Origin of the sequence: Nocardiopsis salina YIM 90010, assembly GCF_000341025.1 — a bacterium.
Classification (GTDB): domain Bacteria; phylum Actinomycetota; class Actinomycetes; order Streptosporangiales; family Streptosporangiaceae; genus Nocardiopsis; species Nocardiopsis salina.
Genome location: NZ_ANBF01000185.1, coordinates 15757 through 42732, shown reverse-complemented (window position 1 = coordinate 42732; position 26976 = coordinate 15757). Strand labels below are relative to the sequence as shown.

The following is a 26976-nucleotide window of genomic DNA, read 5'->3' as shown; positions in this document are numbered from 1 at the left end:
CCCCGCCGCAGCCGCACCGGAGACCGCCGCACCGGCCGCCCAGGGCGTGCCGGCCGCAGGGGACCGCAGCGCCCGCGAGCGCCGCATCCCCGTCAAGGGCGTGCGCAAGCACACCGCCGCGGCCATGGTGAACAGCGCCTTCACCGCGCCGCACGTCACCGAGTTCCTGCAGATCGACATCAGCGGGACGATGAACGCGGTCGAGCGGCTGCGCGAACGCCCCGACTTCGCCGACATCAAGGTGTCGCCGCTGCTGCTGGTGGCCAAGTCCCTGCTCATGGCGGTGCGCCGCCACCCCGAGATCAACTCCTCCTGGGACGAGGCCAACCAGGAGATCGTGATCAAGGACTACGTGAACCTCGGTATCGCGGCCGCCACCGACCGCGGGCTCGTCGTGCCCAACATCAAGGAGGCCCAGGCCCAGGCCCTGCCCGAGCTCGCCGCCTCCCTCAAGGGGCTCACCGACACGGCGCGCGAGGGCAGGACCAGCCCGGCCGACCTGTCCGGCGGCACCATCACCATCACCAACGTCGGGGTGTTCGGGGTGGATGCCGGAACCCCGATCATCAACCCCGGGGAAGCGGCGATCCTCGCCTTCGGTCAGATCCGCGACATGCCGTGGGTGCACGAGGGCGAACTGGCCGTGCGCAAGGTGACAACCCTCGCGCTCTCCTTCGACCACAGGCTCGTCGACGGTGAGCTCGGCTCGAAGGTGCTGCGCGACATCGGCACGGCCCTGGAGGACCCGGAGTTGACCGCTCTGGCCTGGGGCTGACCCGGCGCAGGCGCCCGGCACGAGTGGGGGCCCGGACACCACCGACCGTGGAGTCCGGGCCCTTCCCGCGAGGCGGACCCGTCCCCCAAAGGGGGAGGGGGACAGGCCCTCGACGGAGTTCTGCCCTCTGGCGGGCCGACGACACCTGAACCGCCGCACCTGCCCCGGATCGAGGTTCACCCGGTGGCCGAAACCGGACCGGAACCCGGACCGGACGGCAACGACCGGAACCGAAACCGGCGGAGTGGAGTCCTACCGCGCATCACGACGATCGCGAGGAAGGCCCCACATGTCCCCCGAAGCCCCCCGAACCGGCCGCGGCCTGGTGGTGACCGCCGCTGTCCTTGCCGCGGCCACGGCGCTGACCAGCTGCGGCGTGGTCCGTGACCTCACCGGAGACCGGGAGCGCCCCGACACCGATAACTCGGCGGAGACCGTCGAGGAACCCCGCGAGGAGGAGGTCGAGGCCGATTTCCCCTACACCCGCGAGGGACCGGTGTTCCTGGACACCGGCCAGGACGTGCCGACCACCTTCTCCATAACCGGCCTTGAACGCACCGATGACTACATGGTGCTCCACTACGAGTCGACCATCCGCGCGCCCCTGACCGGCAACAACACCACCCTCGGGCTGCCGCCGATCCTCGTCGACCCGGTCAGCGGGGCGACCGCCGGCCCGCTGCAGGACGGCAACGACGTGCCCTACGGTTCCGTGCCCCCGCGCACCGACGACATGTTCCCCGTCGAGACCGACGCCACCAACGTCCACCGCCTCTACTTCCCGCGCTTCGCCGATGACGTCACCGAACTCACCTATGTCGGCAGCGGCCTGGGCGCCATGACCGGCATCCCCGTCCAGGACGTCGACGAGGAACAGGCCGACCCCGAGGACCCCGACGGCGCCGAGATGACCGGTGGCCCCGGCGACCCCGTCCCCGAGGCGGGCGACGTGCTCGAGTTCGACAACCGCCGCCCCGACGGCGACCAGGTGGAGTTCACCGGCGGTCTGGAGAGCTTCGTCGACTCCGAGACGACCTCGACCACACGGGACGGCGACAAGGAGACCGTTGCGCTCAAGGCCGACGTGATGTTCGAGTTCGACGAGGCCGAGCTCACCGACGAGGCCGAGGAGATCGTGCGAGAGGCCGCCTCCTCCGTCGCCAACAACATCGACCCCGAACAGCGCGAGATCACTGTCATCGGCCACACCGACGGCAAGGGAACCGACGACTACAACGAGACCCTGTCGGAGGAGCGCGCCGAGACCGTACGCGACGTGCTCGAGGAAGAGCTCGGCAGCGACCACGCCTTCGATCTCGAGGGCCGCGGCGCCGACGAACCCGTCGCCGAGGAGGGCGGATCCGACGACGACGAGGCCCGTGCCCGCAACCGCCGCGTCGAGTTCGAGTACCCCGTCGACACCGCCGACATCGACGGCCAGTCCGCCGAACGCGACGATGGCGTGCTCGGTTCCAGCGACCGCAACGTGTTCCCGCCCGCCGACTTCGTCGAGGAGGCCGACGCCGAGGTCGTGGCCACCGAGACCTACGAGGACGTCGAGCTCGAGGTCCACCCCCTGGTGCGCGACGGTGCCTACGTCATCAGCACCGTCTCGCTGACCAACACCAGCGACGACCCGGTCACCCCGGACCTGACCGGCGACGACGGTGTGCTCCCGGGCGCGCCCGCGGACTTCACCGACGGGACCCTGGGCGGGTTCCAGCTCCTGGAGCCCGACAGCGACCTGGCCCGGTACATCACCTACTTCCAGTTCGGTGAGGACGACATGGGGCCGTTCGCCGACGAGGTGCACGAGATGCAGCCGGGCAACACCTACCAGCTCATCGTCGTCTTCTCCGCCCCGCCGGCCGAGGTCGCCGACATGACCCTGCGCGCCGGCCCGTTCGGCGAGGTCGAGGGTGTGCCCTTCAACAACTAGGGTTCCGAGCACGGGCCCGTCCTCCAGGGGGCGGGCCCGACGTCCGCTGGGGCCCGACGCATGCGCAGGCCTCACCCCAGGAGCAGGGTCACCCCGAGCAGTACCGGCACCGTCAGGAACGTCGTCACCAGTACGACCTCCCGCACCATCGCCTCGGACGTGCGGTACATCGTCGCGTAGTTGAACACGTTCTGCGCCGTCGGCAGTGCCGCCAGCACCACCACCGAGAACAGGTCCGCACCCTCGAGAGCGAACACCCACGCCCCCAGCGCCCACGCAACCGCCGGCTGCACCAGCGACTTCAACGCCACGGCCAGGAACATCGGCGCCTTCTCGGGGCCGCGGCCCGGCATCCGGCTGCCGTTGAGCGATATGCCGAACGCCAACAGCATCGACGGGACCGCCATCGCCCCGACCAGCTCGAACGGCTCCATCAGCGGGCCCGGCGGGGTCCACCCCGACGCCGACACCGCCACACCGGCCAACGACCCGATGAGGATCGGGTTGCGCACCGGGGTCCCCAACGACCGCCGTACAACCGGGCCCAGGCCGCGCACCTCGCCCCGGTTCAGGTCCAGCACCGTCAACCCCACCGGCGCCAGCACCAACAACTGCAGCAATAGGATCGGCGCCACCAGCGTCGCGTCGCCCAACACGTACGCCGCCACCGGCAGCCCCAGGTTCCCGGCGTTGACGTAGCTCGACGCGAGCGTGCCCGCCGTCGTGGGTCCCACGCCCCAGCGCCGCACCAGGCCCACCACGAGGAACACCGACGCGACCGCGAACACGCTCAGCAGGCTGACCACGACCGGGCCCGACACCATCAGGGACAGATCGGTATCGACCAACAGCGTGAACAACAGCGCCGGGCTCGCCACGTAGAACGCGAGGCGCCCGAGCACCTCCCGCGCGTGCGGCCCCAGCACCGGCCACCGCCCGAGCAGGTAGCCCACCGCCACGATGCTCGCGATGACCCCGAACCCCACGATGACCCCGGACAAGAGCCGCCCCCGTCGTTTGCACGTGCCAACAGCGGGAGCACGCTATCCGACGCCGGTCAGGGCCGATACGGCCCGGGTCACACAAGGAGGGGCCGACACCAACGGCACCGGCCCCTCGACGGAAACTGGGCGCTCAGTCCTCGACGACGGACTCCTTCTCGGCCCGCTGCACCTCGAGCTTCTTGCGCCGCCGCGCCTCCCGCACCGACACCGACACGATGCGCGTGACCGCCACCGCCGTGATCGCCGCCAAGGGCAGCGCGAGCCTGGTCGCCGGCTGGCGGATCGCGCGGAACTCCGCGCCCTCACCGTCGAGCACGATGAACCCCGACGGCCGGGCCCGCGTGACGCCGACCCCGCCCGCGCCGTCGCCGCCGAGCATCATCGCGCGGCTCACCCCGCCGCCCAGGGAACCGATGAACCCGACCCGGGCCACCGGGATCACCGTCGTCCCGCCCGAGGACACCGGTTCGCCGAACACCGTTGCCGCCCGCGCGGTCTCGCGGACCCCGTCGACGAAACGGCCGAGGACGGACAACGTGGGGCTGGTCTGGTCGGACATGAGCGATCCTTTCGGGAAGCACGGTCAGCCGATGTCACGCTATAGCCGCAACCATACGCCGTGACGCCCCTGCGTCCGGTGTGTCCGTTACCGGTCAGTCGCCCGATCCGCCCGAGGAACCTGAACCGCCGCCGGAGCCGGAGGTGTCGTTCTCGGCCTCCTCGTCGGCTGCGTCGTCCTCGTCCTCTTCCTCGGCTTCCTCTTCGGCTTCCTCCTCCGCCTGGCGCTCGGCCTCGGCCCGGTCGGCCGCCCGCGTGGTGCAGACCTCGTCCGAAGGGGCGGCAGCCCCCTCGACAGCGATCACCGTGAAGCAGTACTCCGCGGACTCGTTCGGTGTGTTGACCTGCGCAGTCTCTGCTCCGGGCCCGGTTCGCGCAAGGGTCTCGGGCTCCTGGCTCTGCAACCCGCCGAGCACGAAGTAGTCCGCGGTCCCGCCGCTGTTGTCTGTCCAGTTGAGCGTGACGGCGCTGACCGTGTCCTCCAGAACGACGCCATCGGGTTCGTCCACCTCGGGCGGTGGCGAAGGTTCGACGGGTTCCGCGTCGGTGGTGTCCTGTGCGTCCTCTCCGCCCTCTGCCGAGTCGCCGGCCTCCTCCGCGTCGGAGGTCTCTGCGGCCGCGATCATCGGGCCCGAGCTGTTCGTCGCGGCGAAGGAGCTGGCGATCACGGTGGCCACGAGTGTGCCGCACACGGCGACGGCGATGTGCATCTGCTGTCGCCAGCGCGGGAGATCGTTCGGGGTGGCCTCCAGCGATTCCCACACGTCGTCCTGCTTCTCCTGGCCCTCCTCGACAGGCAGGTAGGAGGAGTCCGTGTCACCACGCCAGCCTTCCAGCCGGGACCATGCCAGCAGCGGTGAGATCTCCTCGCCGCGGAGCTTGGCCATCATGAGGTCGGCCGTGCCGTTGGGCACGTTCTCGGGCACGGCGCCCTGGCGTTCGCGCTCTTCGGGTGTCGGGAGCGCGCGCTCTCGGGGGCGGCCCGCCGCGTTCTCGTCCGGGGGACCGTCCGAAGCCGGCGCCGTTTCCTCGAACCAGGGTTTCTGGGTGGAGGCGGAGTAGGGCTCACCGGTGGTTTCGGGAACCCGACCGGTCTCCTCGTGCGTGGAAGGCACGGAGGCGGAGGCGTCCGAGGGCGGAGGGCTCTCCGGGTGCTCCGGAGCAGGCGGAGCAGGCTGCTCCCCGAAGGGCTCCTGAGCGCCTGAAGGTGCCCGGGGCGGGAAGCCTGCCGGCGGAACCTGCGGGCCGGAGGGGAACTGCGCAGGCGGGTTCTGGGGGCCCGATGGGGGCGCGCCATGGGGTGTCTGCGGTCCCGACGGGGGCGTGCTGTGCGGCGTCTGGGGTCCCGACGGGGGTGCGCTGTGGGGTGTCTGCGGTCCCGACGGGAGTGTGCTGTGGGGTGTCTGGGGTCCGGACGGGGGCGCGCCGTGGGGCGGCTGCGGGCCCGAGGGCGCGGGGGCGTGGGGAGTCTGTGGCCCTGAGGGGGCGTGGCCGAACGGCACCTGAGGACCGGAAGGCGTTGCGTGGGGCGCCGGGGCCGAGGTGGGCGGGACCTGTGGCCCCGAAGGAGCGGCCTCGGACGGCACGTCCTGGGGCGCCGGGGACGGAACCGTTCGACCGGTGCGGGCCCGCTCGAAGGCGGTCGCGAACTCCGCGGGGGTCGGGTAACGGTTCTCGGGGGTCTTGGACAGCGCGCGGGTGAGCACTCGACGGAGGCTGCGCGAGATGTCGGACCTGCGCACAGGGTCCGGTTCGTCCTGCAGCACCCGGCCGGCGTACTCCCGAGGGTCGAAGGGGCTGCCGTCCGCGGACGCGAACGGTGCCCTGCCCACGAGCATGGTCCAGACGGTGGAGGCGAGTTGGTACACGTCCGAGGCAGGCGTACGGGGTTCACCCCGCAGTGCCTCGGGGGGCGAGTGGAGGAAGGACTCCATGGAGGGGGGAGGCGGAGGCAGGGCCTCCCCCGTTCTGTGGACGGCGCCGAACCCGGTGAGAACGGGTGTGCGTCCCGCGCGGAGCACGTTGCCGGGGCACACATCGTTGTGGACGAAGCCCCGGCTGTGCATGGCGCCCAGGGCAGCCGCGACACTGCGGGACACCGCCGCGGCCTCCTGGATGGGAGCGGGGCCCTTCTTGGCCAGCATCTCCCCGAACGAACCGTCCGGGTAGAAGGGCTGTACGACGAAGAACGCGCCGTCGGAGGCGGTTCCCGCGTCGAGCAGGGGCATCGCTCCGGGCACACCGTCCAGTGACCGCAGGTGGGCGACCTCGGCCCTGCCGAGTTCGGGCGGCAGAACCTTGAGCACGACCTCGGCGCCGCTGGTGACACGAGTGGCACGGATGATACGGGCACGGCGTCCCTGCCGCAGGAGCGCAGAAGCGGTGTACCCGGGTGCCCACTCTGCCTCGGGAGCGGAGCCGGACATGCGAGGTCGACCCCCTGTTCGTGGTGGAAAGGGATGGTGGCTCTGACGTGGGAGCCGTCAGAGAGTGTTCGACAGCAGGGGGGAATCGGGGGGCAGGACCTGGACCGACTGTTGCCGGAACTGTCCGATCCCGCGCTCCTCGTTCACCTCCTGCTGCCGTTCGAAGGCGCCGACGAGGGCGATGATCCCGCACACGAGCGCGGTGATGATGNGCGGCTGGAGCCGTACAGCAGGGCAGACCGGAGTTGGCGGTGCCGGAGCGCGTCGGCCTGGAGGACGTACTTCTCCTCGTCAGGCGTGTAGTGGAACGCCTCCGGCAGCTGGGACTCCGAATCTGCCTGAGCCGGTGCGGGGGTCTGGGTGGACATCGCCATCGAGCCTACTAGAACAACCCGTCGAGGAACCGGTTGAGCTTGTTGTAGTTGTCGGCGGTGTCATTGGTCGCGTTGATCAGCTTGGCGAACGCCGAGTTGACGTCGGAGAAATGAGTGTCGAATTCCTGGGCCTTGGCCTGGAACTGGGGACTGCCGGAGCCTTCCCACTGGCTGACAGTCGTTTCCGACTGTTCGTTGATCTGGCTCATGATTGCGGTGAAGCGACCGAGATGCGCCTGCTGGTCTTCTGCGAGGCCCTGCAGGCCGGCCGCATCGCCGTAGACGTCGTGGTTGCTGGCGGCCATGGAAAGACCCTTTCCTGGGAGGGGAGATCGGACTCACGACGCGCATGCGCCGTGGGCGGGGACCGGAGCGGTCGGTTCAGCCGTTGGGCGGCCGGCTGAGGCCCCCGAGGTCTCCGGCCGACTGCCCGAGGACGTCGCTGGAGTCCTGGTCAGCGGCGTTGAACTGGCCCTGGCCCTCGTTCAGCTTGATGCCGTTCTGCGAGCACCAGGACATGAGCTCCTCGAACCGTTCGGTGAGCGACGACTTCGCGTCGTTGAACTCCTTGAGCGCACTGCCCTGGAGGACCTTGGCGTCCTCGCTCATGTCGTCGATGAGCTGGCTCATCTGCTCCCGGATCGAGTCCGACTCGAGCGAGAGCTGCTCCGCGCCGGAGGAAAGTGAATCAAGATTTTCAAGACCTGTTCCGCTCATGGCTTCCTTTCTGGATGGGGGAACGTTCCTTGCTCATTGGGGTGCGAGGAACGAATATTCCGATGTTGGCATCAGGGACGATAGTCAGATCGGTCGAGGGGCGTCAATTGTGGATCCGGGTTCACGGGAGGGGCCATTATCGCGCCTACGTCTGGCCCTCGGGGGAGGGGGCGCTGCTCGGATCCACGGGGACCGGATCCTGCACCCACCGTACGGCGAGCGGCCAACCGTTCATGGATGCGTCGTGCAGAGCGGGAAACGCCTCCTCGGTGGACTCGACCCCGCCGGAGTCGTCGAGGTCGACGCGGAACCACTGCTCCTCGGTCTGGAGCAGGGCGGCATCGCGTTCGGGTGTCAGGGCGTACTGCACCACTGCACCGGACTCGTCCTCGAGCAGGCGGGTCTCCTCATAGTTCTGTCCGTCGACCTCCACGAGATAAGCGCCCTGCGGGGGTTCGCCGCCGCCTTCGGGCGGATCGGGGCGCAGCAGGGCGGTGTCCCCTCCCCAGACCGCAGCACCGTCGAAGGTCTGCCACTGTTCGCCGTTCGTGGTCAGCGTGGCGTTGACGACCGTGTCGCCGGTGCGCCGTACGACCAGGCTGCCGCCGTCGAGCTGCTCGGTCTGGACGCTGTCGCGGATGTGGAGGGCGCCTTCCGGGGTCAGGGCCCAATCGCTGGGGGCCTGATTCTCGCCGAGTGCGAGTGTCCCCTCCTGGTTGGGGGTCCCGGTCGGGGCCTCCAGGGGTACCGAGAGCACCTGAGGCGGGTTGGGGTCCTCGGGGTTGTCCGAGACGTACCAGACCCGCTCCTCGTGCACGACCGGGTGTGAGAGCACCTCACCGTTGGCCGGCGGGACGGATTCCACGGGTTCGTAGCTGAACTGTGGCCCGCGCTCCTCGTCTTCATCCTCCTCCGACGCCGAGCCCTCTGCGTCCTCGCCGTCGGTCAGCATCGCGACGTGCACGGCGTTGGGTTCCTCCGTCGCGTACACGAACACCATCCAGTCCTCGGAGAACTGGGCGTGCACCTGTGGCGCCTCCGCCATGGCGTCGACGGCACTCTCCGGCAGGTCGAAGTGTTGCTCGGGCTGTCCGGTCTCCGGGTCGTGGAAGACCAGGACCTGGTCGGTCTCGGGGTCCCCGCCCTCGTGGCCACGGTGCACCAGCGCAACGCCGGAAGGGCCTTCGTCCGCGAGGTCGTCAACGGTCTCGGGGGCCTCGTCGCCGTCGTCGCCGGTCTCGGTGCACGCGGCTGCAGTGAGCACGCACACTACCGAGAGCAGGGCGAGAGGGCGCCGCATGCAGGACCACCTTTCGGGGGAGGCGAGGGAAAACTGTGACGGGGGTTCTGACTCCCCCTGAAAGGTTATGGTTCGATCCGGCCGAACAGGGACACACGAGGACGTCGCATAACGCAAGCCCTGAAGCGTTCGTGCAGGACAGAAGGGCAGTTCCGCTCGTCAGTGGCGTCTCGGTATCGGTTCGGTCGCCCTTCTGTCGATGCAGGTTGGCCGATTCCGGCCAACGGTCCCGAAGGGCAGGCAGAACGGCAATTTCTCAGGTAGAGGCATCGCCGAGTGTGGTCCGGGTCTCATTTCCCGCACTGTCGTGGAACGCCTCGAGGTCGAGGTGTCAGTATCGACTGCGCGCGCTCGGAGCCGGTCTGTGACACTGGTCGAGCTTGTCGCAGTTTCCTCCGAGGAGTCTCCCAGTGTCCGATGGTGCCGCGCCCCCTGGCCCGTCCCGCCGCAGGGCCCGTTGGTTCTTCGTGGCCGGTGTCGCTGCCGCCGCGCTCATTCTGGCCGTCGGAGGCGGTGTCTTAGCTTTCAGGGGCGAAGAAGACCCGGTGGGACCTGACCACGAGCCGGCCGAGGCTGCCGTGGATGCCCACGCCACCCTGACGAGCGTCTCGGATGAGTCGTGGACCTGGGACGCTCCTGAGGGCAGCACGGTCACCGACATGCACGTGCTGCCTTTCGGGGCGGGCGTCGAACTCGAGGACGGTGTCGTCGCCATCGACGGCACCTCAGGAGAAGAGGTCTGGCACTATCGCCGGCCCGACGCCACAGTGGCCTCGGCCTCCGTGACCCCGGGCGGCGATCTTCTCGCCCTGGCGTTCGAACCAGATGCGAGCGAGGAAGCGTCGGACGCAGACGAAGACGGAGAGGACGCACCCGCTTACTGGGATCAGGTCGTCCTGGATGCGGACACGGGTGAGATCGCTGCTGAGCATCAGATCGAGCAACGGCCTGATCGGCAGGGTTATGAGCGCAACCCGGACATCGGGCCGCCCACGTCGAACATCGGTGCGCCACAGACCGGGGTCCACCACCTCACCGAAAACGCACGCGTCGTCTACGAACTCGACAGTGGCTTCGATGTACAGGCCAGGGACCTGGACAGTGACGAGGTGGTGTGGAGCGACGACGAGGCCGTGGATTCACCTGGGGAGAGCCTGGAGGATGGGGGGAAGATGTACCCGGGCCAACTGCTGGTGGCCGACGACGTGGTGCTGGCCTCCAATGTGCATGCCGATGCTCCGGGTAGCTGGGACCTCGTGTTCGACCTGACCGCACTCCGCGCCGAGAGCGGGGAAGTCTTGTGGCAGGAGTCGTGGGAGATCGGCAAGCTCCACGATGGGCATGATCCGACCTTGAGTGCTTCTCCCTCGGGAGGTGAGGTGGCCGTCAAGTTCCGTCCGGAACACTCTGGTCTGCTGCTGGACCTGGAGACCGGCGAGGAGTTGGCCACTGACCTCTGGCCCGAGGACGGGGGGCTGCTTGCTGTGATGGATGACGGATACGTCAGCCACACCTCCAGGCCCCAGGGTGTCACCACCACATTCACTTACCACGAACTCGACGGTGATTCCCGACGGGAGGTGGAGCTTCCCGACCACGACGGTGGACACGCCAGGGCCTACACTCTCGCCACTCCCGAGTCCCTCATCGCCGTTCACGCCGGGCCGGACCCCTCCGAAGAGGCTCTGGTCACCTCCTATTCCTGGGATGACGGGGAACAGACCGCGTCGTTCGGGACCACGCTCAGCGCATCATCGGACCATGGCGACGGTTCCGCCCCCTCTGAGCAGGCGGCCGAGCAACCCCGCTACCTCCAAGCCGTCCCCGGCGCCGTCGTGGCCTTGGANATCCCCCTGCCATAACTACGTTCAGGTGCAGCAACTCAACCCAGAATTCTAGGTCCGAAGGAGGAGCTCCGTTGGTAGCACGGGGCTCTCGCATAAGAAGTGCATAACGATGCGAACCGAGCCCGTGAAGGTGGCATACCCCGATCTTAGAATAACATGCATGCCATAGATGAAACTCTTTCCTCGGGCGGGGTTGGAGTGAATAAGTGAAACCCTGTTGAAAACTTGGAGTGAATAATGGGGCAAGGAACCGGAGCGGACACAGAAGAAGCTCATTCCGGAGGTCGCTCGGCTGAGCTTGCCGCGGAGAGAATCATCGGAACATCTGTTGACTTCGAAGAGGCTATATCCGACGCGAAAGCGGCAGCTGGAAAAGAGCCAGGGGTCGGAGGATGGAGCGCCTATTCCAATGATCATGCGGACAGTATCCGTGATGTCGAGGATCAGTGCCGGGGCCTCGCAGAGAACACCCAGTCCGGGGCAGAAGAGATCTCGCGCAACGACCAGGATTCGGGTGACGAGATTTCGGCCAGTGGTGACGAGCTCTCCCGTCCTGTAAACGACCCCAACGTGAGTGCCTACTAGAATGTGATTTAGGGACAGGCCATGGCAATCGAACCTCAGGACGACGCGAATATCGGATCATTGATCTCGGCTCGGATGGATCTGAACCGGATCTATACGAAACTCCGGGGCGACACTGTCGAGTACGACGACATTGTCAACACCACGGCGACGAGTTTCACTGAGCTCATCAGTGATGACATTAAGTCGGTCGCTTCCGAGAACCAGGAAGCATGGGCAGCCGCCATGATGGCGTGCACGTGCGCGCACGGAGTCATTGACGCATGGATCGAGGCCATCAGGGCATATCGAGACAAGATCGAAGATCTGCGCGACGAGTACGACGAGGCTGTGAAAAACGCAGAGGACTCCGATGATGATGCGGGGTCGGAACAGATCGAAGCAGCGAGCGCCGCATACGAACAACTGGAAAGAGATGCAGACTCCTGCGAAACCATGCTAAGTGAAGGTCCGACCCCTGAGACGGTCCGAAAACTCATCGAGGGTGGCCATCTGGGATTTGCCCCGTTCGCTATAACAGGCGACTTCGAATACTACCCCTACGACGCTGAGGGTGGCGAAGACCTTGCGGGGCGCATTCGCGAGGGGAACTTCGGCGGGGACTACGAAGAACTGCATGACGCCGCCCACGAATTGGCCCAACGAGCAGCGCAGGCTGCCGAGGACGGGAAAGAGCTCTCCGATGGTGAGTTGGACTTCCTGGAGGCTGTGCTGGAAGGCACTGATGAAATTCTCCTGGGGGTGCCCGAATCACTTCAGGTTCATGATGAAAGCGAAGGGTACCGTGGTGAAATCGCTGCCATGCTCGGCATGGCAATGGTAGGGGTATCCCATGAGAAAACTGGTGGTGGGCACGAGCGGCTTCCTGAAAGCGTCCGCAACCTTTCCGAAGGTGTCCGCGAAGGCGAAGGCTACTTCACCGGCGGCCCGCGGCGCTCGGGTGCCGGTTACGGGACTTGGCTTGAGGAAGCCGAAGCATTGACTTACCTCCTGGACAAAGCACGTCATCCCAATGGCTCGCCCATGGAACTGGGTGAGGAGACATCGCTCAAACTCACCTCGGCTGTGAGTGAGGTTGCTGGCGCACTCCCAAGCGAGCATGACAGGAACCAGCTCAATATCACTTACCAACCGAATGAGCAGGAAAATTCGACCATGTCGACCCTGCTCGATTTCTCCTCCGCCAATGAAGTCGCCAACCACGAGCTTCTGACGGAGGGTGGCCAATACAACGGTCGGAATCGTGCAGAGATTCTCAGCGATCTCTATGCTTTTGACTGGGATGACGATGGGCGTGCTGCTGCCGGCCTGACGAACTGGATTGCAGAAGGCGAGAACAGCCAACATCCGGATGAACCTGAACGCTCTCGTGAGGCCTTGGTCGGCCTCGTGGAGACCGTTTCCAGTGAAACTATGCAGGCGCGTCTGCAAGGAACAGGGCATGAGCAAGAAGGGACGACAACAACACTGGATGATGAAGGCAAGCCAGTAACGGAAGAAATTGACTGGAAGAATGTCTCAATGGGGCATCTCAACCCAGAAATCGCTGGTGGATTCGCTGACATCTTTGACGCCCATATTGAGTCATTTGCTAGCACTGAAGGCGTAGAGGCCGGGGGTGCGGAGCCAAAATTCGAGAGCAAGTTCAAAAATGGGGAGGCGCTTCTTGATCTTGAGTCAAGAAAGAATTTTGCCAGCCTCATTGCAGGCGACGAAGAGGCTGCGAGCCAAATGTTCTCTTCCACTATTGATTACAACGAGAAAAATTTGGATGAGTATATGTCTTCGTTTGATGGAGAGCCGCGGGTCGATCTGGCTCAAAGTGCAGGAACGCTTTGGAATATAGTCGACGCCGGTGTGTCGAGTGAGGCCAGTACTCGAATCGAAAATCATAATGATCAAGTTGATGAGGAAAACTCACGGAAGGATCTAATTCTAGGTCTAGTTAATTCGTATAATCCGAATCCTCAGCTATCTGCAGTTGCCGGAGACCTAGGTAGTGAAATTTTCCATCAGGATGAGGAGGACCCTGACGAGCCAGATAATCTCCCTCGTGATGCCTTCGTATATGAGCGTGCTCAATTGCACGCACTGGATGCTCTCTCAGGTCGGGGTGAGGGTTATGAGGATCTGATGGATCCGCGAATTATGGATGGCGACGGTAATGTGAATATGAACCCACGAGATTGGGAAGAATACGGTGAAGATGAGGCTGAAGAATACGGGCAGGAATTTGAGGAAAAGTATGGGCGGCCATCTCAAGGGCCGCTCAATGATTCATGGAGTCATGTTGGAAACCGGGAATGGCCCGATGACAGGACGGAGGAGCAAAAGGAAGCGGACGTTTCTGGCGAGATTGGGGAGCGGGGGGAAGAATTCCACACATCCAACGATTATGTCAATGTGTATGCTGAGCAATTCGGGTTCTATGCGGCAGAAGAATAAAAATGAACAATGAAGTGATGTCACCTGGTGGTGCTGAGTCCGGGGTGTCGTCTTGGAGTCGCAGAGTCCGTTGGTTCTTCGTGGCCGGCGCGGCCGTTCTTGTGCTCGTTGTGGTGGTGGCTGTGTTGTGGGTGGTGGAGTTCCCGGACCGTTCGACGGCTGATGGGTCTGCCGGTCCGTATGAGTTCCCGTCCACGGTCAGTGAGGCTTCTTGGACCTGGAGTGCGCCTGAGGAAGAGGAGATTCTCGAGACCCACACGTTGCCGTTCGGGTTGGCCGCTGAGGTTGAGGACGGTGTGTTTGCTGTGGACGGGTCGAGCGGGGAGCAGCTGTGGCACTACCGGCGTGAGGGGTTTGTGTTGTCGTCTGCCGGGGTGAGCCCTGGCGGGGATGTCATGGCTCTGGCTTTTGATGAGCAGCCCGACGAGGACGAGGATGGCGAGGACAGCTCGGAAGAGGATGTCCCTGAGGGGGATGAGGGGGTCGAGGCCGGTCCGAGGGAGTTGGTGGTTCTGGAGGCCGGTACCGGTGAGGTCGTGGCTGAGCGGGAGATTCCTCGGGAGGACGTGGGTTCTGATGGGCTGGTCTATGAGGACTCGTTCGCTCCTGCTGCGGTGGGGGCCGGTCAGCTCACGGATGATGCTCGTTTGGTTCTGGATACCGAGGACGGTCTGACTCTGCGTGCCCGTTCCTTGGAAAGCGATGATGAGGTGCTGTGGGCCCATGAGCAGGAGCTGCCCCAGGATGTGGAGCAGAGCTATGCGGGGCAGGTTCTGACCACGGGCGAGACCGTGTTCCTGTCGCATTACCACCGCACTGAGTCGGGGGAGACCAGTGAGTCGGGGGAGTTCTCGGCGGGGTTGGTGGCGCTGGAGGCCGATACCGGGCGGGTGCGGTGGGAGCACACCTGGGACTACACCGTCCAAGACGTGTACAGCAGCAGCTCGATCCCGCTTTACGCGCCGACTTTGAGTGTGAGTCCGGACAACCCTGATGTGGTCGCGGTCAAACTCGGATTCGGTGGGCCGGGTTGGGCGCTGGATGTGGATACGGGTGAGGAGCGCATCTCCGATCTGTGGGGCGAGGGGCAGGTGATCGGACTGTTCGAGGACAGCTACGTCGTCACACGCGGGATTCCCAAGTACCTGGACCATGAGGGCAGGGAAGTTGACGAAGTGCGGCTTCCCACGAGCCAAGGGGGTTGGGAGTTGGCCCAGGTCGCCGCCACACCTGAGGCGGTCATCGGTCTCTATGCGAATTACCCGCAGGACGACGGTATGGAAAGTCCCCAAGAAGCGGTCGCCAGGGTGATCGACCGCGAGAGCGGCGAGGAGTCGGCATCGATCCCCCTGGACGGCATGACCTACTCCCAGATCGTGGAAACGAGCGTTCACGATCTCTCGCACCGTGTGGTGGAGCGTTCTCCGTTCCTGCATACGGTGCCCGGGGCGCTGGTGGTTCTGGACGGTTTCCCCCGGCGTGGGGGTGAGGAGGGAACGGCGCGCAGTATCACCGGCCTGACCTGATCCACGTGAGCGCGCGGCAGACTTCGCGCGGCGGGAGACCGTCTGTGGCACGCCTGCAGAAGAACGGCGGGCTGCCGGCGTCGGGCCAGCCGCGCCGCCGCGGGTCAGGCGCTCTTCCGTGAGCCCAGAGGGTCACGCGACAGAGACCAATACGTACGAGGGGAGGACAGTGCCCAGAGCATCGAATGCCGCTGTCCGTGACGGGCGCGGTTGGCGGAACAGGCGGGCTTTGTGGGTCATGGCCGCTATCGGGACGGTCCTCGTTGTGGTCGCGGCTGTCGGGTTGGTCCGGGGTGTGCCCTGGGGCGCTGATCATGCCACCACTGACCCCTTGGACCCGGTTGATGTCCCGGTGAGCGTGCAGGAGCAGGCGTGGGAGTGGGATCCCCCTGAGGGTGCCGAGGCTTCCTCTTTTCTGTCGATCCCTTCTGGTCTGGTGGTTCAGTTGGGCGACGGGGCCGTTGCTCTGGACGGGGCGACCGGGGAGCAGACCTGGCACTACCGCCGTGACGACGCCAGGCTCATCAGCCTGTCCACCACGCCTGATGAGGACCGTCTCGTCTTGTCTTTCGAAGTGGACGAGGACGAGCTGGAGGAGGCCGAAGCGCCGTCGAAAGATCTGGATGATCTGCGGGACCTGGTGGTGCTGGACACCGAGACGGGCGAACTACTCGACGGGCAGATCGTCGAGGCCGGCCCGAGGCCCAGATCCCACAACAATCCGACCGTCAGCCCTGAGGGATCGGTGCTCGACCTCTCCGCAGCAGAGGTTCGCCACGTCACCGATGATGCTCGCCTGGTCAGTTTCGGGCCGTGGAGCGTGGAGGCGCGCTCTTTGACCGATGACTCGGTCCTCTGGACCCACCGACGATACGTTCCGTACTGAGAGTCCCGGCATCACCGAGGCGAACGCTTACTACGGGCAGTCATTCATCTCCGGGTCGACTTTGGTCCTCGGATTCTTCTGGGCCTCGGACATCCCGAATGCCATGCACACGTACCGGATTGCCGGTGTGGATGCCGGTACGGGTGAAACGTTGTGGGAGCACGACTGGCCGATCGGTGATGTGACCCGTTATCCCGATCCGACGTTCACGGTCGGAGAAGACTCGGTGGCGTTGCGTCTGTATCCGGAGGAGCAGGGGCGTCTTTTGGATCTGGAGTCGGGTGAGGAGTTGGCCTCGGATCTGTGGCCGGAGTCGGGCGGGCTGCTCGATCTGACCAGGGACGGTTACGTGGCCCTGGATGGTGAAGGTGCGTACTTGTTCGACCGCGAGGGCGAGCGTCTGCACACGGTGGATCACGATGGGCTGAACCAGGGTTCGGGGCAGACGGTGGCGTTGTCCACCGAGGAGGCTCTCGTCGCGCTCAGGTCCGATCCGGATGATTCCGACCGCCGGGTGCTGACGGTCGATGAGTGGGACAGCGGTGAGCGGACTGCGCAGATCCCCGTGGATGTGGTCCCGGACCGGGACACCCGGTTGAGCGCTTCTTATGAGTTCGCTGCCGAGCCCAGCCCTTACCTGCAGCAGGTGCCCGGGGCGATCGCGCTCATGGACCCCGACAACGGCCGCATCCACGGCTTCACACCCTGAACCACCGCGGCCGATCAGGGCCTCACGCGGCAGGCGCGGCCTTCCGAAGGCAAGTGGGTGGACCGGAGCGCTCCGGTCCACCCACGCCGTTCCGGTTCGCCTCCCGGATCAGACGGGCGGTTTGCTCCAGCCCGTCTGCAGCAGATCCGGACGCTGCCCGCGCCGGGCCAACAACGCCCGGCCCTGGGGCAGCTGACGCGAGGGGATGCCGTTGGCCAGGCGCCCCTCCATGCGGTCGCCGGAGAAGAGCACACCGGGTGTGGCCATGTCGTTCAGCGACTGCATGACCGGTTCGAACATGGCCCGGGCCGCACCGCCCGTACGCCGGGCGGCGATCACGTGCAGGCCCAGATCGGAGCCCTGCGGAATGAACTGCGCCAGCGGCGCGAGCGGGTTCGACCGGGATCCGAGCATGTCCATGTCGTCCACGACCACGTACAGATCCAACCCCGTCCACCAGCTGCGGTTGCGCAGCTGCTTCGGAGTCACGTCCGGCCCCGGCAGCCGTTCCTTGAGCGAGCCGGCGAGGTTCTTGGCCACGGCACCGGTCTGCTCCGCTGTCGTGCAGTAGGCCAAGAGGTATTCCTCGGGCACGAACTCGAGATGGCTGCGGCGGAAGTCGACCATGATGATGCCGATCTCCTTGGACGGCCGGCGCATGATCTGTGTGACCAGCCCGCGCAGGAGAGTGGTCTTGCCCGACTGCGGGTCCCCGAAGACGACCAGGTGCGGGTCGCTCTCCAGGTTCGTGGTCGCCGGAGCCAGCGTGCTTTCCGCCAGTCCGAGCACGAGGTCGAGACGGCGCCCGCGCGGACCGGGACGCCCCTTGAGCAGCTCGTCGAGCTCCACCCGCTCGGGAAGGGTCTTGACGCCCTCGACCGCCTTCTGCGGCCAGCGTTCCGTCACACGTGCGATGAGGTCCCTGATGCCGCCGGCGATGTCGTCGTCGGAAGCCACCCCGTCGACACGGGGCAACGCCACGTGGGAGTGTCGCTCCTCCGACGTCAGGCCGCGGCCCGGGGTCTCCTTGGGCACTTCGTCAGCGATTTTCCGGCCGATGGAGGAGTCCATCGGGTCGCTGAGCCGCAGCTCGAAGTGGCCGCCGAACATCGCCTTCAACCGGGTGCGGATCTGCGAGTTGGCCGCTCCCGTCAGGATCGTGTGCACACCGAGCGAGGGGCCGCGCGAGGCGATGTCCATGAGGTACTCGTCGGCCTCGTCGAACGTGTCGCGCACCGCCGACCAGCCGTCGATGATGAGGAACAGGTCGCCGGGCACACTCGCAGGCACCGTGCCGTCGGCCCTGGCCTGGCGCAGCGCCGCCGGGGAGTCCAGCTTGTGCTTGCGGAACGTGCGCTGGCGGCGGTCCAACTGGGCGCGCATGTCCACGAGCACACGCTGCACCTTTTCGGGGTCGGCGCGTCCGGCCACGCCCGCCACGTGCGGCAGGTCGTCCATCGCCTGGAGGCCGCCACCGCCGAAGTCGATCGCGTAGACGCTGACCCGGCCGGGCGGATACCGCCAGGCGAGCGAGGCGACCATGGTGCGCAGCAGGGTCGACTTACCGGACTGGGGCCCGCCGAGCACGACCACGTTGCCCTCGCCGCCGGTGAAGTCGAGCTCGGTCGGCACGACCTTCTGATCCCGCGGGATGTCGGTGAGCCCCAGGAAGGCACGCATCTCGGTGGTGGGCGGTTCGGTGCCCGCCCCCTCGAGGTCGCCCTCGCCGAGGTCCTCGAGCACCGAGTCGAACGTGAACTTCTCCGGGAGCGGCGGTACCCAGATGGCCCGGACCCGTTCGGCGCCCGACGCGACCAGCTGGTCGACGGTCACCTGCAGGATGCTGCGCTTCTCCTCCGGCTGTTCGGCCTCTTCCTTCTTCTCCCGAAGGTTGCCGATGAGGGAGTCCACGAGTTCGCTGGTCCCGGAGAGCTTCTCCAGGCCGTTGTAGGAGAGCAGGGGGAGCACGGGTTCGTGTTCCTCCTTCTCCTCCTTGACCGGTGGTTCGTACGGGTGGGAGACCATCGCCGCCTTGAAACGCTCGAAGACCGAGGTGTCCACCTTCAGGTACCCGGACCCGGGCTCGGGCGGCAGGTGGTAGGCGTCTCCGACACCGATGGCCTCGCGGCTCTCGGCCTCGGAGAAGGTCCGCAGGCCCACCCGGTACGACAGGTGCGACTCCAGGCCCTTGATCTTTCCGGACTCCAGGCGCTGCGTCGCCAGCAGCAGATGGACCCCGATGGAACGGCCGATACGCCCGATCGCCACGAACAGCTCGGCGAAATCCGGGTGGGCGGTCAGCAGTTCGGAGAACTCGTCGATGATGATGAGCAGGTGGGGCAGGGGTTCCAGGTCGGGGTTCTTCTCCCTGGCGGCCTCGTAGGCGTGCAGGTTGGGGAGGTTGCCCGCCTCCTTGAGGATCTGCTGCCGCCGCATGAGCTCACCGAAGGTGGCCTCCCGGAAGCGTGTCACCAGGGAGTCGTCGTCGGCGAGGTTGGTGATGAGTCCGGCGCTGTGCGGGAGCCGGTCGGTGTCGGCGAAGGTCGCGCCGCCCTTGAAGTCGACGAGCAGCAGGGCCAGGTTCTCCGGCGAGTGGTTGATGACCAGCGAGGCCACCATGGTGCGCAGCATCTCCGACTTGCCCGAACCGGTCGCGCCGACCACGAGGCCGTGCGGCCCCATACCGCCGAACGCGGACTCCTTGAGGTCCAGGAGCACCGTGTTCCCGCTCGGGCCGATACCGATTGGCACACGCAGGTAGTCGCCGGTGCTGCGCTTGCGCCAGGTCCGGCGGGTGTCGAGCCTGGCGACGTCGTCCACCCCGAGGATCTCGGGGAGGCCGACGTTGCCGTGCATGGCGTCGTCCCCGTCGGCCGCCGTGATACCGAAGGGCGCCAGGAGCCTGGCCAGGGTCGTCAGATGGGCGACGTCGCTGCGGTCGACGGTGCCGGAGAGCGGGGCCCGATCGGTGTCCTCGCTCTTGCTGGTGCCGTCGATATCGGTCTCCTCCTCGAGCTTGCCGTCCTCGTCGACGAAGAGCCGCAGGTCGACATGCTCGGGCTCCTCACGCTTGTCCGCGACCAGGACGACGACGTGGATCCCCAGGTCGGCGAGGGAGGTGACCGGTGGTTCGGCCTCCAGCCCGGACAGGGTCGACTGGTGCTCCCCGTCCAGGACGACCACCAGGCGCTGCGTGCCCGGACCGGGACGGCGGCCACGGCGGCGCTGGAGATCGACGGTACGCTGCTCGATCTCGTCGGAGAGCAGCTCGGCCACCTGGACGGTGTTGCCCGTGACGAAGCGCGCGGGCATGCTCCCGTCGCGGGCGTCGTCGAAGGTGTTGTGCGGCAGCCACTTGAGCCACTCCCAGTGCGGGCGCAGCTGGCCGTCACGGACCACGCCGACCCTCAGGTCGTTGGGGGAGTGGAAGACGGACAGCTGTGCCACCAGGGAGCGGGCCATGGAACGGCTCACCGTACGGTCGCCCACCACCGAGATCACGCCGTGCCTGCTCAGCGGCAGGACCAGCGGCATCTCCGGAACATCCGCGTACAGCTCGATCAGCTGGTCCGCAGCGCCTTGGCACACGGGGTCGTAGACGATCAGGGGTGAGGAGGTGTCCAATTTCAGCTTGAGACGCCGGGACAGCGGTCGTGTGCCCGTCCCTATGCGTGCGTCCAGGAAATCGGGGTCGGAGGGGCGCCTCTCCCACCGCCTCGCTCTCGACCTGGCGGGTTCGAGGAGCAGGTGCGGCGGTGGATGCCGGAAGGCGTGGTCCGCCCGTTGGGTCGAGGTGACCTCGCGCACGATCTCGCGCAGCTGGTCCAGGTAGTCGATGTACCGTTCTCGCTGCTCGCGGATGCGCTTGCGGGGGCCGTTGTGCTGGGCAACGAACATGACGATGCCGACGATGACGCTGGCGATCATGATCATGACGCCCGCCACGGCCATGATCGGCCGGTGCCCCATGGTGATCGACATCAGCAGGGAACCCGAGCCGGTGATGATCGGCATGATGATCATGGCGCCGGAGCTGGAGGTGGGGGAGTTCTCCGGCATCTGCGGGGGTGTCGCGATGACCAGCGGAGAGTTCCCTGGAGCGGGGGGAACACTGCGGGCCGGCCGGGGGACAGATTTCGTCGCCACGGTACTGTCTTTCCGTCCGCTAGGGGCTTTCAGTACGAAGGTCGTTACGCTAGGAATGTTCTCGCGAAAGCCGCGAATCACCTAATCAACCGCCGTCACACCCCTCAACCATGGCAAACACTCCATACGACGACGAAGAGGCCCTCAGGTGAGTGGTTACTGCAGGGTCACGGTCACCGGTCCCCAGCGTTGGGTCGACCTCGCACTCCCCGGGAGTGTGCCCGTGGCCACACTCATGCCGCGCATCATCGACGTGTGCGCCCCCGACGAGGAGAGCACCGAACCGGCCTCCTGGAACCTGACCACGGTCGACGGGCAACCGGTCCGTCTCGAGGAGCCGCTGGAAGGTGCCGGGATCTACGACGGGGACGTGCTCGTCCTCGACCGGGCGGTCGCGCCCGGGCGCCCCGAGTACGTCGACGACGTACGCGGGGCCGTCGAGGACCGCGTCGACGAGACCGCGTGGATCTGGAACCCGAGGACGACACTGTCCTTCGGACTGCTCGCGGGAGCGATCGGTCCGCTGGTGATGCTCGCGCTCATGCTGTGGACCGCCCCGTCGCCCGGGTTCTTGGCGGTCGCTGCTCTGGGCACGCTCTTCACCATCGGAGCGATGCTGCTCGCAGCACGCCGGCCCCTGGTGGCGGTCTCCCACGTGTTGTTCTCGACCGCCTGCGTCTGGGGGGCTGTCACGGCGGTCCTGGTGGCCCGGTTCTTCGTCACCGCGAACCCCCTGGTCATGGGCGCCATCGCGCTGTCCGGTGCACTGCTCGTGGCCGTCGTCGGCTGGGCCCTGCACGAGACCGGGCTCGCTTACATCGCCGGTTTCACTGCCGTGGCGCTCTCCGCCGCGGTCCTGGTCGTCGTGGGGCTCTTCGTGGAGCCTGTGCAGGGTGCGCGCGCGATGGGTATCGCCCTGGCGCTGTGCGTGGGTGCTCTGCCCCGTGTGGCGATGGTGATGGGCGGGCTCTCCGGGCTCGATTACGAGGTCGGACGTTCGGGCCAGGTGGCCACGGACCGGTTCGAGGAGACCCACGACAACAGTGACCGTCTGCTGCTCGGCATCACCATGGGCGTGGCAGTGTCCGGCGGGGCCGTGACAGCTCTCCTCGCATACCTGGGCACCGGGCTCCCGGACCTGTTGCTGTGCGGACTTCTCGGGCTCCTGCTCGTGCTGCGCTCGCGTATGTTCGACCGCATCCGCCACGTGCTCCCGCTCCGCCTGGCCGGGGTGGCCGGTATCGGCGCTGCGGGCATGGCCGTGGTCCAGACCTACCCGGTCTTCGGCCCGTGGCTCCCCGCGGCCGCGCTGGTCGCCGGCGTGCTGCTGACCGTGCTCAGCTGGGTCAAGCTCAACGACGTTCCTCGGGCCTCTCTCCGCCGGATCCTCAACTGGATGGAGATTCTCGTGATCATGGCCCTGTTCGTCATCTGCGCCTGGGGCATGGGGCTGTTCGACTTCGTTGCCCGCATGACGTCCGCGTGATCCCCGCTCAGTTGATCTCGTGTGTGTCCCGCAGGTTGTCGGGGTCGAGGAAGAGGATCACGTCCACGTCGCTGCCCTCGACGGATTCGACCACGGCGACGGTCTCATCGTCGGGATGCGGGGTCGGTACCTGGTACAGCAGCGTGTCCCCTGTCACCATTTCCTCGCCGGTCCGGGTGTCCCACATGTAGCCACCGGACACGCTGATGCCCTCTGAACGCCCCGAGAACAGCACGGAACCGTCGGACGAGAACTGCATCCCCCGTGGGATCCCGGGAGAGTCCATCTCCTGATCGACCTCCCCCGAGTCCAGGTCGATCAGGAGCGTGGTCTCCCGGATGTCGTCGGGCACGGCGATCAGCGGCTCGGTCGGGGAGAACGCGACCCTGACCGAGCCCATGCCGTCGTGTGTGCTGCCGGCGTGCTCCTCGTCGGGGTACTCGTGGATGATCTCGTCCGACTCCAGGTCGATCACCCACAGGCGAGGGTTCTCGTTCGGATGGTTCAGGGCGAGGTGATCGCCGGTGGGGCTCAGGTCGGCACCCATCGCGGTGACGTCGTCCTCCCAGACGACGGTGTCCTCCTCCCAGTCCCAGACGGTCACGGCGGCATCGTCGGTCTCGGGTTCTCCGTGCACGAAGGCCAACAGGGAGCCGTCCGCGGAGAAGGAGAGGCTGTCGTGGTGCTCTCCCTCACCCGGGCCGCCGTCGAAGGACGCCAAGTGCTCGTGCTGGTCGTCCCACACGTGGACGCCGCCTTGGCCGGCGGTGGCCATGTGGCCGGGTTCGGCGAGGTCGAACGAGAAGAACTCGGGGGCGTCGTCGAAGGGTGAGTCGAGCAGTTCTCCCTCGCGCCAGTCCCAGACGGTCACCCGGTCGGCCGCGTGCACGTACATGTTGTCGCCGTCCGCGCTGAACTGCATGCCGTAGACGCCCTCGGGGAAGCTCGGCTCGTCGTCGCTTCCTTCGCTCTCGGCGGCGCCGAGCGATTCAGCCGGGTCGGTCTCCTGCTCCCAGGGGCGGGGCAACACCGCAGCTGTGGCGATCATGGCCGCCACCGCGGTCACGACGGCACCGGTCACCAGGAAGGGCCGCCTGGGTTCCTCACCGACGGGGTGTGGCGTGTGCTCCGCAGACACCACACGGTGGAGTTCGCGCTCGCGTTCGCCGATCTCGGCGTTGACGTGGGCGGGCAACCACCCGTGCTCCGCGGAGGGCAAGGGTTCGGACGACAGCACGTGCACGATCTCGTCGGCCGACGGGCGCGCGGCGGGGTCCTTGGCCAGGCACCGGGCCAGGAGATCGTGCAGGGTACCCGCGGGCACGCCCTCGAGGTCGGGTTCGTCGTTGACGATGCGCTGCAGTACCTCGNGGGCGCCCTGCCGCAGGCAGCGAAGGCGACGATGCCGGCGAGGGCGAACACGTCGCTGGCGGGTGACTGCTCCCGGCCGAGCACGGTCTCGGGGCAGGTGTAGGCGGGTGTTCCGAAGGCTTCACCGGTCTTGGTCAGGACGGTGCCCTCGACGGCACGCGCGATGCCGAAGTCGATGACCTGCGGGCCGCGCGGGGAGAGCAGCACGTTCCCCGGTTTCAGGTCGCGGTGCATGATTCCCGATGCGTGCACGGACTGCAGAGCACGAGCCAGGCCCAGCGCCAGCAAGCGCAACGACCCCTCGGGGAGCGGACCGCGCGAGGCCACAGCCTCTCTGAGCGTGGGGCCCGGAACGTACTCGGTGGCCATCCACGGGTTGCCCTGCCCGGCGGACACCGAGAGCACGGCGGGGGTGTACGGCCCGCGCACCATCTGAGCGGTGCGGGTCTCCCTGTCGAAACGGGCGAGGAACCCAGGGTCCTGCGCGAGTTCGGCGTGCACGACCTTGACCGCTGCCAGGTGGCCGCTGGGCGTGCGCGCGAGATAGACCGTGCCCATGCCTCCGGCACCGAGCCGGGCGAGGACCCGGTACGGGCCGATGTGGGCTGGATCGGAAGGCGTCAGGGGTTTCATCGTCTCGTTCCGTGGCTGTCAGGGGAGCACGTCGACCGTGGACAGGGTGTCGGGGTCGAGGATCTCGACAGCGCCTTCCGGGTTGATCGAGGCGATCGCCTCGCCCTCGGGGTGGAAGGCGATGGGGCGGGCCATGACACCGTCGTCGGGGTCGATCTCCTGCCCTGTCCGGAGGTCCCAGACGTGGCCGTGGTGGTCGTAGGAGCGTCCGCTGACCTCGGCGTCCGGCCCGGTGAAGTTGTCGTCGGGGCCGGGTTCGGACCAGCTGAACTGGAGCAGGCCGAGGTCGGGGTCCACCTCGATCCCGGTGGTGTAGGCGAGGTCCTGGTCGGCCTCGGTGAACTCGCGGATCTCGAACCTGTCGAGTTCGGTCCGTTCCGTGATGTCCCACCGGACGAGATGGTCGTTGCTCGGGTAGACGACCTCTTCTGTGCCCGGGACGAGGGCGAACCCTCCGCCTGTGTAGTCCCGGATCGTGGAGAGTTGTTCTCCGGACTCGGCGTCGTGCAGCTGGAGGGAGCTGCCGGTGTCGGCGAGCAGCCGCTCCTCGTCCACGAAGGCGGCGTCGCGGATCGTCTCCTGATCGCCCCACTCGTGCTCGAGCTCCCCTGTGGCCAGGTCGATGATCCCGATGTTGGGCGACCGCTCGTCGTGGGAGGCGTAGTACTCGTAACCGAGCACGACGGCGAGCAGGCCGCCGGACGGGGAGAAGGCGAAGGATTCCGCATCGCGCGGTGTGTCGAGGCCGTCCAGCACACGTTGCGTCTGGGGCCCCAGATGCTCGTCGGTCTCCCCGGTGGAGAGGTCGTGGGTGGCGAGCAGGGAGTGGTCGTGGCTGTAGTCCCGGAAGGTCTCGGCACGCAGGTCGGCCACGAAGCATCCCATTGGAGCGAACTCGCCTGCGCTGAACCAGTGGGCGTCGTCCGAGGGGCGGGCGATCTCGGTTCCGGCGGACCAGTCCCAGACGGTGGATCCGTGCTCGGCGCTGGAGACGAGAAGGGCTTCACCGTCCGCGGAGAAGTCCACCCCGAAGGCGTCGAGGTCGTCGATGGGCTCGGAGGGCTCGGGCAGGTCCCCGATCTCCAGGCAACCGACGTCGGGGATCGGGCCGTCCCCTGCCGACCCGTTCTGGCCGCCCGGTCCGGCACTGCTGAAGGCCCACACCGAGCCGGCTGCCAGCACCGCCAGCGTGACCCCGCTCGCGGTGAGGGCTGCCGCTCTGCCGCGTCGGAGTCGGGGCCGAGGGGCGGCGTCGGACGCTGCGAGAGCGTGTTCGGCCGCGTGCGCGTGCCGGCGGATCACCGAGGCGACATCGTGGGGCCAGGCGCCGGCTGCGGTGGGACCGCCCAGGATCCGCACAAGGTCGGAGGACGTGGGACGGAGTTCGGCGTGGTTCCCCAGACACGTGTCGATCAGGCCCCGCAGCTGTAGGGGGACCTGTTCAAGGCCTTCGGAGCCCTCCATCCCGGAAGCCGCGAAGCAGAGCGCCGTGGCCCAGGAGACGACGTCGTCCGGGGGTGTCCCACCGCCATCGGGGACGGCAGGGGTGGAGCGAGGTGTCTCTGCACCGGCATCCGCTGAGGCCGTCTGCAGTCCAGGGTCGGCCAGTACCGTTCCGTGCTCCGCGAGCAGGACCCCGTCGGGCCCGAGCGACCCGTGGACAGAGCCGACGGCGTGCAGGTCGGCCAGCCCTTGGGCCATGGCCAACGCCAGGGGAGGAAGCGCGGCGGCCGGCAGCGGGCCGTTGGTGGACACGCATTCGGCCAGGGTCGGACCGAACGGCCGGGACACCGCGGCCCACGCCACGGCCTCGTCCGTCGATGTGTCGACGACGGACGCGACGTACGGGCTGTTCAACTCGCGTGAGAGGCCGGCCCGCCGTGAGAAGGCCTCGCGGAACGCCGGAAGCGAGGACAGGTGCGGCCGGGTGACCCAGAGACCGACCGGCGCCTGGTTCCCGGCGGTGGCGAGATAGATACGCGCGCAGGTGTTCTCGCCGAGCCGTGCGTGGAGTGTGTAGGGGCCGATCCGGGGCGGGTCGTACGGATGGAGGGGGATCATGGGTCCTGCTCGTGCGGTGGCCGATGGTGGCCCGGGTGGTGGTCCAGGGGGTGGTTCCGGCCGATGTGGCCCGCACGCGGACTTTATCGCGTTCGACCGCTGACACACCCAGGGGGACATGCGATGGCGGCCACCTCTGGCCCGCGTGATGGGGTGTCGTCGGGCAGGCGGTCCTGGTGGAGGGTTTT

General features: G+C 67.0%; 16 protein-coding genes and 2 pseudogenes. 7 read left to right on the top strand and 11 right to left on the bottom strand.

The genetic code is table 11. From position 1 onward, the window contains the following. A partial coding sequence (locus tag D474_RS0121550; RefSeq protein WP_017615565.1) for a dihydrolipoamide acetyltransferase family protein occupies nucleotides 1-775 on the top strand: 775 nt, incomplete at its 5' end. A gap of 289 nt (nucleotides 776-1064) precedes the next feature. Continuing rightward, a complete protein-coding gene (locus tag D474_RS0121545; RefSeq protein WP_017615564.1) occupies nucleotides 1065-2714 on the top strand; it encodes an OmpA family protein in 1650 nt (549 codons plus the stop codon). A gap of 71 nt (nucleotides 2715-2785) precedes the next feature. On the opposite strand, the gene D474_RS0121540 is transcribed toward D474_RS0121545, so the two are convergent. The 7 genes and pseudogenes from D474_RS0121540 to D474_RS0121510 form a co-directional block, all read right to left on the bottom strand. Next, the gene (locus D474_RS0121540) at nucleotides 2786-3715 is read right to left on the bottom strand and encodes an AEC family transporter (RefSeq protein WP_017615563.1); all 930 of its coding nucleotides are present in this window, start codon (nucleotides 3713-3715) and stop codon (nucleotides 2786-2788) included. Between the two features lie 133 nt (nucleotides 3716-3848). Continuing rightward, entirely contained in the window at nucleotides 3849-4277 is a 429-nt protein-coding gene (locus tag D474_RS29595; RefSeq protein ID WP_017615562.1) for a GerW family sporulation protein, read from the bottom strand. A 94-nt stretch (nucleotides 4278-4371) separates the two neighbouring features. Beyond that, a complete protein-coding gene (locus tag D474_RS0121530) occupies nucleotides 4372-6702 on the bottom strand; it encodes a serine/threonine protein kinase (protein ID WP_017615561.1) in 2331 nt (776 codons plus the stop codon). A 57-nt stretch (nucleotides 6703-6759) separates the two neighbouring features. Beyond that, nucleotides 6760-7070 (bottom strand): annotated as a pseudogene (locus D474_RS29590) (hypothetical protein). 14 nt (nucleotides 7071-7084) lie between these two features. Further along, nucleotides 7085-7381, bottom strand: a complete 297-nt coding sequence (locus D474_RS0121520) for a WXG100 family type VII secretion target (protein WP_017615559.1) — start codon at nucleotides 7379-7381, stop codon at nucleotides 7085-7087. 76 nt (nucleotides 7382-7457) lie between these two features. Continuing rightward, a complete protein-coding gene (locus D474_RS0121515; protein WP_026118690.1) occupies nucleotides 7458-7793 on the bottom strand; it encodes a hypothetical protein in 336 nt (111 codons plus the stop codon). Nucleotides 7794-7938: 145 nt separating this feature from the next. Then, entirely contained in the window at nucleotides 7939-9093 is a 1155-nt protein-coding gene (locus tag D474_RS0121510; RefSeq protein WP_017615557.1) for a hypothetical protein, read from the bottom strand. A 2453-nt stretch (nucleotides 9094-11546) separates the two neighbouring features. Between D474_RS0121510 and D474_RS31950 the strand changes: the two genes are divergently transcribed. The 4 genes from D474_RS31950 (at nucleotide 11547) to D474_RS0121480 (ending at nucleotide 17091) form a co-directional block, all read left to right on the top strand. Further along, complete coding sequence (locus tag D474_RS31950) at nucleotides 11547-13970, top strand: TPR repeat region-containing protein (protein WP_152476977.1); 2424 nt, start codon at nucleotides 11547-11549, stop codon at nucleotides 13968-13970. A 2-nt stretch (nucleotides 13971-13972) separates the two neighbouring features. Then, nucleotides 13973-15496, top strand: coding sequence for an outer membrane protein assembly factor BamB family protein (locus tag D474_RS0121490; protein ID WP_083931906.1), 1524 nt, complete (start codon nucleotides 13973-13975; stop codon nucleotides 15494-15496). A gap of 352 nt (nucleotides 15497-15848) precedes the next feature. Continuing rightward, the gene (locus tag D474_RS0121485) at nucleotides 15849-16382 is read left to right on the top strand and encodes a hypothetical protein (protein WP_152476975.1); all 534 of its coding nucleotides are present in this window, start codon (nucleotides 15849-15851) and stop codon (nucleotides 16380-16382) included. Further along, nucleotides 16339-17091 (top strand): hypothetical protein, encoded by a 753-nt coding sequence (locus tag D474_RS0121480; protein ID WP_017615551.1) that lies wholly within the window; start codon nucleotides 16339-16341, stop codon nucleotides 17089-17091. The genes D474_RS0121485 and D474_RS0121480 overlap by 44 nt, the downstream gene beginning before the upstream one ends. A gap of 108 nt (nucleotides 17092-17199) precedes the next feature. Here D474_RS0121480 and eccCa read toward each other — a convergent pair whose 3' ends face one another. Continuing rightward, complete coding sequence (eccCa, locus tag D474_RS0121475) at nucleotides 17200-21150, bottom strand: type VII secretion protein EccCa (protein ID WP_017615550.1); 3951 nt, start codon at nucleotides 21148-21150, stop codon at nucleotides 17200-17202. Between the two features lie 235 nt (nucleotides 21151-21385). On the opposite strand from eccCa, the gene eccD reads away from it, so the two are divergent. Continuing rightward, on the top strand, nucleotides 21386-22723 hold the full coding sequence (gene eccD / locus D474_RS0121470; RefSeq protein WP_017615549.1) for a type VII secretion integral membrane protein EccD: 1338 nt from the start codon (nucleotides 21386-21388) through the stop codon (nucleotides 22721-22723). A 7-nt stretch (nucleotides 22724-22730) separates the two neighbouring features. On the opposite strand, the gene D474_RS31250 is transcribed toward eccD, so the two are convergent. From D474_RS31250 to D474_RS0121460, 3 genes and pseudogenes are all read right to left on the bottom strand, one after another. Then, complete coding sequence (locus D474_RS31250) at nucleotides 22731-24047, bottom strand: hypothetical protein (protein WP_239647143.1); 1317 nt, start codon at nucleotides 24045-24047, stop codon at nucleotides 22731-22733. Nucleotides 24048-24139: 92 nt separating this feature from the next. Then, a pseudogene (locus tag D474_RS33605) lies at nucleotides 24140-24652 on the bottom strand (serine/threonine-protein kinase); the annotation flags it as partial. Nucleotides 24653-24745: 93 nt separating this feature from the next. After that, on the bottom strand, nucleotides 24746-26788 hold the full coding sequence (locus D474_RS0121460) for a WD40 repeat domain-containing protein kinase family protein (RefSeq protein ID WP_026118688.1): 2043 nt from the start codon (nucleotides 26786-26788) through the stop codon (nucleotides 24746-24748). Nucleotides 26789-26976: the final 188 nt, after the last annotated feature.

Coding starts and splice junctions, on each gene's coding strand:
- D474_RS0121545 (WP_017615564.1), top strand. CDS start 1,065: ATGTCCCCCGAAGCCCCCCGAACCGGCCGCGGCCTGGTGGTGACCGCC.
- D474_RS29595 (WP_017615562.1), bottom strand. CDS start 4,277: ATGTCCGACCAGACCAGCCCCACGTTGTCCGTCCTCGGCCGTTTCGTC.
- D474_RS0121530 (WP_017615561.1), bottom strand. CDS start 6,702: ATGTCCGGCTCCGCTCCCGAGGCAGAGTGGGCACCCGGGTACACCGCT.
- D474_RS0121520 (WP_017615559.1), bottom strand. CDS start 7,381: ATGGCCGCCAGCAACCACGACGTCTACGGCGATGCGGCCGGCCTGCAG.
- D474_RS0121515 (WP_026118690.1), bottom strand. CDS start 7,793: ATGAGCGGAACAGGTCTTGAAAATCTTGATTCACTTTCCTCCGGCGCG.
- D474_RS0121510 (WP_017615557.1), bottom strand. CDS start 9,093: ATGCGGCGCCCTCTCGCCCTGCTCTCGGTAGTGTGCGTGCTCACTGCA.
- D474_RS31950 (WP_152476977.1), top strand. CDS start 11,547: ATGGCAATCGAACCTCAGGACGACGCGAATATCGGATCATTGATCTCG.
- D474_RS0121490 (WP_083931906.1), top strand. CDS start 13,973: ATGAACAATGAAGTGATGTCACCTGGTGGTGCTGAGTCCGGGGTGTCG.
- D474_RS0121480 (WP_017615551.1), top strand. CDS start 16,339: ATGACTCGGTCCTCTGGACCCACCGACGATACGTTCCGTACTGAGAGT.
- eccCa (WP_017615550.1), bottom strand. CDS start 21,150: ATGCCGGAGAACTCCCCCACCTCCAGCTCCGGCGCCATGATCATCATG.
- D474_RS0121460 (WP_026118688.1), bottom strand. CDS start 26,788: ATGATCCCCCTCCATCCGTACGACCCGCCCCGGATCGGCCCCTACACA.